The organism is Photorhabdus namnaonensis (assembly GCF_001684335.1).
Classification (GTDB): domain Bacteria; phylum Pseudomonadota; class Gammaproteobacteria; order Enterobacterales; family Enterobacteriaceae; genus Photorhabdus; species Photorhabdus namnaonensis.
In genome coordinates this window covers 261099-269704 of the sequence record NZ_LOIC01000072.1, presented here as the reverse complement: position 1 = coordinate 269704, position 8606 = coordinate 261099, and the positions used below count along the sequence as shown (strand labels likewise).

Genomic DNA, 8606 nt, shown 5'->3' with positions numbered 1-8606 from the left:
CCGTTGCTGTTCCGCATTGAACTTGTGTGGCACGCCGGTCGGTTTTTTATAGCTGAAGCCATTGTGGTGCAGCCATTTATTCATGCCGGGAACGGTGTAACTGATATCCCACCACGCTTCGACAAGACGGATAACCGCCTGTGTGGTAGGCAGAAGATTGGTGGTCAGATAAGCGATAAGTTCCTGAGTTTGTGTTTCGCTGAGATAGCTCTGAGAGCCGTCATTTTCGGGCTTGAGTTTGCGGTGATTAAGGTAATCGCTGATATGACGATTAACGGTCGTTTCATGAAGACGCAGGGCCTGAGCGATCATCACTGAACTCCAGCCCTCAGAGGCCAGCAGGACCGCTTTTATGCGATCACACTCCCTTTTATCACGGCAGGTGTGATGGAGGTGTTCAAGTTCGGCTTTTTGTTCATCGGTAATGAATATTTTCATGACTGATACCCTGATCCTTATTTTGGGAAAAATCAAGCATCTTCAATGATTACGGGTATAATATATATACCCAATGGATTTCAATATGGATCGCGACGGCAAGGGAGCGAATCCCTGGGAGCATAGATAACGATGTGACCGGGGTGAGTGAGTGCAGCCAACAAAGAGACAACTTGAAAGATGACGGGTATAGATTCATTATCATTGATATTCTTTCTATTATATCCAGAGACTTTCATATCTTTGGATATAAAGATATCGGCTTCAATTGAAGGCTTATTGAATGGCAACCAACTAGATTTAGTTTTTATATTTATGATATTAGGGGCTGCGGTTATTTTCTGATAGTGAAGTTGCCATTGTTTTTCCTCTTGGTTAAATTTTAAGAATGCAAAACCATAGGTATTTTTTATAACTTTGCCATCAGCCTCGTGATATCCATAATCGCGGAATTCCATTGCCGTAATCATACCCATTCCGTGATCAATATTCTGGTTATTATATTCAACGTCTTCTTGACCACCTTGTACGTGACGAACCCGGAGAGTATCTTTATTCATTTTATCGACCACAAATGAACATCCACTGAAGTTTGGGGTAAATACATATTGTAGATTGCGGTTAATATCGGGTTGTGCCGGGATATCAATATATCCTCCTTGTGGTGCCCAATAAGCTAAGATAGACATGTTTTTATCTGGTATTTCATTTTGCCAGGTATCGACAATTTTTAATGCATTGAATGGCAGAGTTTCATCTGATGGTTTAATTTGTAGTGCCTTGAACACCAGATATCCGCCTCCTTCTTTGTTATTTTAAATATTTTTTACGCCATCTGACATTTTTATCTTTTGCAGGTTAATTAAATCGGTAATAATCGGTTGTGAAGTCAGTGCGCTTTCACCTAATATATCAGACATTGTTATGTGGCTGGTACTATATTGTTTTTTTTTGAAGGGGATGGAATAAAAGGTTGTGCACCTTCATATATCTCTTTCATTCCCTGTTCTTAATTTTTTATTTAATTGTAAATCCAATCCTAACTCCAATGAGCAGTTATTAATAGTATTATGTTTTTTAGAATATATTGAGGGTTTTTCCGTTCTATTTCCTGAGTGGTTAACTTTTTCATTGTATTTGCTGTTTGGCATATTATTACCTGTTAGTTTTTTGTAAGAGATTTACTGGAAAGAAGTAGTATATGAGGTACTTTAACTATCCGTACGCGTTCTTATATTTATCGGTTTCTTGCGTTTTTTAAAAACAGGTGATTCCGAAGATATGTCAGCACTATTGTGTGAGAAAACAGTTTCTTTCTCTTTAAAGATAATTTTTTCTTCTGGAATAATTTTTTTTCCCAGATCACTCGGATTAAGACTTACAATTTTTTTGATTTCCTCTGGGTTATTAATCACACGTATGATGGCGCTGCCCGGTATTTCTGGTGAAATTAGTACTTCCTTATCGCCAAAGGCATTTGCAGCAATGTCGCTCTCCGTATCATTAAAGAATGTATTGTTTGGTTTAGTTAAATCGAAGATTTTAGTCGTATCAGGTAATTTTCGGATGTCGATTTCTACTATTGGAGACCAGTTTTTTTCTAACCTGTTTCTTCTTTCTGTAGCAGGCCCAGCTCCATTCCAATTCTTTACGGTATTCTGCACAGCACCTTCTTTATTACCTGTAGAAATGTAGCGGCTTAATACATTATCGCCGGAAACATGTTGTGCAATTAGGGTGTTAGCCGTAGAAGAGGTTGCCTTGATTGGTGCATCTTTGGGCCATTCTGTCATTTTTCTATATTTAGCCGCTCTGTCTAGGTGTTTATCTTTAAGTTCCACAAATAAATCGCCATCAGGAGGCACAACTATTTGATTTTCTGTGGTAGGCTCCCTTTTATTAGTAGCTATTATTCGGATTGCGCGAAATAGTGTATCTCTACCGGTTCTATTGAGGAAATCCGTTGGTGTTTCATGCATATTTTCTATATTTAAAGTATCGCGTGGCTGATTATGCTGACTACTTTGAGGAAGATCTAATGCTGGTACAAACAATTTCTCGTCAGAATCCGTTGATTGTGTTGAGTATTTTCTTTTCCTATCATTGGTTTTATCATGTTTATATATCATGTTATCACCTATTAATTATCAGTAAGAGGTTGGAAATGAATAATGTATAAATTAATGTAAGTTTTTTATTATTACTTTATATAAATAACAAATTTTAAATCCCAATTAACTTATCAACATTTTCTTTAGAAACAACAATACCGACACCATTTATCTGAATAATGGCTTCTTGGCTATCTTTCCATTTTACAAGCGAATTTTTTATTTTTGGTAAATAAGTTACGCTAGTAATACCGGACACTTCAATAATAACACTTTCGTTTTCCTGATTTTGATTATTTTCTGTATCAGGTTTGGTTGTCAGATTCACTTTAGCCAAGGCAAGACGTACATCTTCTGTACCGCCTAATTCCACGCATAATTTATCCATTAAAGCCTGGTTTATTTGTGAATTATCCAGACTGGGTTTTTGATCCATAGTAGCAGATATTTTACTGACTGGGGTTACATTATCTTCAATATTTTGCAATTTCATAGGTACAGTAATGGAATAAAGTAAAGAGAGGCGTGGACGATTACCGAGAGCTTGCCAGAAATTACCCAGACTGTTTAGGTTTTCTTGTTGTGGAATGATTCTGGTATAGGCACCGGGAAGACCGGTTAATTGACGGTTGTTAATTAATGCCTTTAAAACCAGATTCATCACTTGTGCTGCCTGATTATCTGGCTGACTGTCTGGGCTGGAACCGTCGTTTGGCGGCTTATTTGCATCCCAGTAGGTAATTAAATAGTTACAATTGATATTGACCCATCCCGGTAATAATCTGCTGGTTGCCGGATTATAACGTCTTGTTTCTGCGGAGCGTAATTGTAGATCCTCATGTATCTCATAAAGAAATACACTGACCGTCGGTTCTGATTGAATGGAATTAATTTCTGGTAGATCAAAACGAATATCAATGTTTTGACTGGGAATGTCTAAATATTTAATTAGAATATCATTTAATGCCTGATTAATTTCAATAATCGCATTGTCAGAAGCAATTATAGTTGTCATATTGACTCCAATTCTACTTAATTTTTAAAATACCAAGCGGCCAGTTTTATTTAATTCAAGTATCACGGCGCGTTCTATATGTTTATTTTCAACCTGTCCAATATTGTCATTTGCTGCCAATATGGATGATAATAAGGCGATATTTCTGATATTTGCTCCGGTTAAATCAGATCTTTTAGCCAGATGTTCAAAATCAATTTCATCGGATAATGTCAGTTGTTCAGGCCAGATTTTTTGCCACATTTTTTTACGTAATGTTTCATCAGGGTAAGTAAAACGAGTAATAAAAGTAAAACGGCGATTAAACGCGCTGTCAAGATGGCTACGGTTATTGGTGGCTAAAATCACTAATCCCGGATAATCTTCCAGTCGTTGTAGCAGATAAGAAACTTCAATATTGGCATGTCTGTCTTGGGCGTCTTTAGTTTCACTGCGTTTGCCAAATAAGGCATCGGCTTCGTCAAAAAAAAGTACTCCGGAATCCGCTTCGGCCAGATCGAAAATACGGGAGATATTTTTTTCCGTTTCACCGATGTATTTATTCACCACGGTAGAGAGATCGACTTTAATCAGATCAACACCAAGATTATTGGCAATCACCTCAGCAGCCATTGTTTTACCGGTACCCGATTCTCCATAAAATAATGCGCTAATACCGGTACCGTAACTGATTTTTTCCTGAAAGCCAGAGCTCAGAATTTGGTCACGGTAATTAATGGCTGCGACGATTTCTTTTAACTGTTGCGCTAACGTATCTGAAACCACTAAATCGTTAAAGCTGCGTTTTGGGGTGATTCGTTGGGCTAATTTACCGAAATTTTGTTGAGCGCGGAAACTTAATGCCTTACGTAAATCAGTTTCTTCCAGTTGGCCTTCTGGTTGCCGAATCATTTGGTATTGATGTGCTTCTTCAACAATGAGCGGTAATGTTTCCGCTGTAAAAGAGAAACGTTGACAGAGCGGAGTAATATTGATTCCTTGGATGACATTAGCCGGTAAACTTGCTTTTAGCATTGTTTTTCTATCTTCTAACGTTGTTACTGGCATATCAATTTGTACTATTGGCAAATGTTTAATCCAGACTAATGCATCTCCCGGTTCTGCCAGACAAACTACTTTTAATTTCGGCTGATTCAATAAAATTGATAACTCATGGTGTAATCTTTTATTTTCCTCTGCAAGTAAAGAAAAATTGCGGATTAATAAACAGGCATCATGCAAGAGGATTTCTCGTATTGCATCTGCCAGTATGGATATTGTGACACTATTTTCTTCGTCGGGCAGGCGAGCTAAATCAAGAATTAAGGTATGAATACCATGAGATGCCATAATATGACTGACAGCTAATTCTCTGGCACTGTCCTGTTTTCCTCTGAGTATGATTAATGGTCGTATTTCGTTGGTGTCATTCAATAATATTTTCTTAAATGAATGATAAAGAGTTTGTGGATACCAATTATGTGAGGCTGGAGTATGCCAATTAGCACAGGTTATTAATGGCGGTAGAATAACTCGTTGTCCTGATAAAAAATGCCAGACAGAGTTGTGAGTTAAAAATTGTGTTTGTAACCAGATTGGTTCTTCTTGATTATTAAGCCGTAGTAGTTGGTTGTTGATTAATGGTGTTTGCGGTAAAAAACTGTTTTGCAGTAATTGTCGATCACTTTGACATTGGCTAAATAATTCAATCGCTAAAGCAAAACTCGGCCACTGTTTTTTACTGTTACCATTAAGAGCAGCAAATAGTGCATGATAACGGCTGTCAAAATGGGGTAATAAACCTAATAACAAGGTATCCCGTTCAAATTCAGTGAGTTCGAAACGTTCGACTAATAATGATAATGCATCAGGGGCAGTATTTTCCTTTGCTGCTGGATGGCTGATAATATCATCTGGTTTAGTTAGCCAGTGGGGAATGCCCTGTGGTTTTGTCAGACGTTGTTCTAATTTATCTTCTGCGAGTAAAAAACTTTCCGGTAAGGAATCGTATCTGTCACATTTTTGGTAATAGTAATGCTGTAACCGCAAATCGATACGTTCTAAATGGGGATAAATCCAGTGTGATTCAGATGTCATATACTTAAACTCACCGTGGTTTTTTATTAGTTGGTAGCCTATATCTGAGTATTTATCTAAAATAGAATGGTAGATTCACATGATAAATGCAACATCGTTAATCTGGAAGTAAATGTGTTCGTATTCCTTTAAATAATTTTTCAGAATAGTAAGATCACTCTGAGGGAACTTAATCTGATTTAAGCGATCTGATCAATAACCAAAAAGAAAAAAATACCCAACCAGACTGAATCATTCCAATCATAGCACCTATACTCTGAAATGAACTTTCATCATTAAATTATTTTAATTTATACATACAAGCTCCCTCTACCTTTTAAAATATAAATTTTTATAATGGATTCATTAAAACCATTATAAGTTAATGCATTAAGCCGGTTGGTGGAAATTGTTTGTATGAAGTATAAGAGTTATCTTTTTGTATTTTGAATAAAGAATTTTATATTCATATAAAAATCGATAACTCTTATTTTTTTAAAACACTATATCATACAGGAGTAGGATATAATGTTACCGTCTCTTGTATACTCTTTGAATCTGTAGCAGACAAAGAAAAGCTAGAATAACCAGTATCGTACTTATGGTTAGGAGGTGTGTAATATGAGGATAATTCGAAACTAAAGAATCCCTCACTATCTGTAAACGTAGAACTGTAATCTGCTGACAAATACTTACCCGTGGATATGTTAATTTTTTTATTAGACACATCGACATTCGTAACGCCTCGATTAGGTCGTAAATACCCCTCTACTTTCCCAGATTGAAAGCTTCTTATAGGAGAAGGATAATTTTTAACTTCAATACAATAATAATATTTTTTAAAGTGAATAAGGATTTCATTTTCTTTACCATTCTGCTGAGCTGTTGCCTGTACGTTTATTTCTCCATCAATTGTTGATGTTACATCAACATCTGCTTCTCCCTTATCATTTGTTGGGCATAAGACCGGACTAACTTTAGCTCCAAGATTTGCACTAAAATTAATTATAGTTCCTTCTATAGGATTGCCATTACTATCCTTAGCTGTTGCAGTCAATATGTCTTGGTCATAGCCATCCGCTTCAGCATTATTCTTTTTTATTTCCCATGTAATTTGATCAACTACATTCGGTATAAACTCTAATGATAAAGGTTCAGCGATTATTTCAGGGTAATCAGTAAGCGATGCACTAAGCTGAAAATGGCATGGTGTATTTGTAACAGAGTAAATATGAACAGATGACCGGCCAAAGTCATCTGTCTTGGTCGACCATTCTTGTAAACCACTTTTTCCTTTTTCTGTTTGAAAGGCAACATCGGGACTATTTAAAACATACTTAACTTCCATATCCATAGTCTTACATGATGTTGTTCCTAAAAATAAAGTTTCCTCAAGAATCTCTCCAACTATTTGTTCATATTTAGGATTTATCCACGTTAAAGAATAATGGCAATCCGATATATCTTTTATACTCTTAGTTTTCATTAATCGATTCCTATTAATAGAGAATATTTATATAATGAGAGCGTTCCCTCGCAAATGATAAAATTGTTATTATAAGGAATGAGAGTTATCTTTTTGTATTTTGAATAAAGAATTTTATATTCATATAAAAATCGATAACTCTTATTTTTTTAAAACACTATATCATACAGGAGTAGGATATAATGTTACCGTCTCTTGTATACTCTTTGAATCTGTAGCAGACAAAGAAAAGTTAGAATAACCAATATCGTACTTATGGTGCATGATGTCATTAGGAGGCACGTATTCTGAGAATAATTCGAAACTAAAGAATCCCTCACTATCTGTAAACGTAGAACTGTGAGAACTGTAATCTACTAACAAATACCTACCTGTGGATATGTTAATTTTTTTATTAGACACATCGACATTCGTAACGCCTCGATTAAGTCGTAAATACCCCTCTACTTTCTCAGAGTGAAAGCTCCTTATAAAAGGAGGTTGATTTGTAACTTCAATACAAGAATAATATTTTTTAAAATGAATAGGGATTTCATTTTCTTTACCATTCTGCTGAGCTATTGCCTTTACGTTTATTTCTCCATCAATTGTTGATGTTACAGCAACATATGCTTCCCCCTTATCATTTGTTGGGCATGAGGCCGGACTAACTGTAGCTCCACGATTTGCACTAAAATCAATTATAGTTCCTTCTATAGGATTGCCATTACGATCTTTCGCTATTGCAGTCAATATGTCAGCGTCAATGCCATTCGCTTCAGCATTATCCGTTTTTATTTCCCATGTAATTTGATCAACTACATTCGGTATAAACTCTAATGATAAAGGTTCAGAGATTATTTCAGGGTAATCAGTAAGCGATGCACTAAGCTGAAAATGGCATGGTGCATTTGCAATAGAATAAATACGAACATATGACAGGCCTGAGACATCTGTTTTTGTCGACCATTTCTGTAAACCACTTTCTTCTTCTTCTATTTTAAAGGCAACATCGGAACTATTTAAAACATACTTAACTTCCATATCCATAGTCTTACATGATGTTGTTCCTAAAAATAAAGTTTCCTCAAGAATTTCTCCTACTATTTTTTCATGTTTAGGATTTATCCACGTTAAAGAATAATCGCAATCCGATATATCTTTTATACTCTTGATTTTCATATTTTACTCCTATTAAAATAAATGGTGCGTTAGTATATGATTGAAAACCTTTATGCTCATATGATGACGAATGAATGCTTTCGTGAGTTATGGTAGAAATTATTTTTGCTAAATTTGGAGCGTTATCTGAAGAAAAACTTTCTTCTGTTTTTTTAATTTATAATAAAATCATTTTCTTTAGGTGGCTATTGATGAATAACTTGTAGCTCTGTCAAACGTTGTTTTACTTCATCTTCTGTAAGTAAAAAGCTTTCTGATAATAAATTATACCTATCTCTCTCTGATAATAATAGTGCTGCAACCGCAAATTAATACGTTCCAAATGGGGATAAATCCAGAG

At 35.6% G+C, this 8606-nt stretch carries 8 protein-coding genes; all 8 read right to left on the bottom strand.

Annotated features, from left to right (window positions below; translation table 11 throughout):
• Window positions 1-438, bottom strand: a 438-nt coding sequence (locus tag Phpb_RS26880; RefSeq protein WP_240492549.1) for a helix-turn-helix domain-containing protein, incomplete at its 3' end; no start/stop codon positions are given.
• Between the two features lie 80 nt (window positions 439-518).
• Window positions 519-1226: a hypothetical protein gene (locus tag Phpb_RS25730; protein WP_065390797.1), complete on the bottom strand. Its 708-nt coding sequence runs from the start codon at window positions 1224-1226 to the stop codon at window positions 519-521.
• Between the two features lie 195 nt (window positions 1227-1421).
• The gene (locus Phpb_RS26065; protein WP_165603295.1) at window positions 1422-1589 is read right to left on the bottom strand and encodes a hypothetical protein; all 168 of its coding nucleotides are present in this window, start codon (window positions 1587-1589) and stop codon (window positions 1422-1424) included.
• Window positions 1590-1649: 60 nt separating this feature from the next.
• Window positions 1650-2567: a DUF7587 domain-containing protein gene (locus Phpb_RS13610; RefSeq protein ID WP_065390796.1), complete on the bottom strand. Its 918-nt coding sequence runs from the start codon at window positions 2565-2567 to the stop codon at window positions 1650-1652.
• A gap of 94 nt (window positions 2568-2661) precedes the next feature.
• Entirely contained in the window at window positions 2662-3564 is a 903-nt protein-coding gene (locus tag Phpb_RS13605; protein WP_065390795.1) for a Pvc16 family protein, read from the bottom strand.
• 24 nt (window positions 3565-3588) lie between these two features.
• The gene (locus Phpb_RS13600) at window positions 3589-5640 is read right to left on the bottom strand and encodes an ATP-binding protein (RefSeq protein ID WP_065390794.1); all 2052 of its coding nucleotides are present in this window, start codon (window positions 5638-5640) and stop codon (window positions 3589-3591) included.
• A gap of 487 nt (window positions 5641-6127) precedes the next feature.
• The gene (locus Phpb_RS13595) at window positions 6128-7105 is read right to left on the bottom strand and encodes an Ig-like domain-containing protein (protein ID WP_065390793.1); all 978 of its coding nucleotides are present in this window, start codon (window positions 7103-7105) and stop codon (window positions 6128-6130) included.
• Between the two features lie 162 nt (window positions 7106-7267).
• Complete coding sequence (locus Phpb_RS13590) at window positions 7268-8266, bottom strand: Ig-like domain-containing protein (protein ID WP_065390792.1); 999 nt, start codon at window positions 8264-8266, stop codon at window positions 7268-7270.
• Between the last annotated feature and the right edge of the window lie 340 nt (window positions 8267-8606).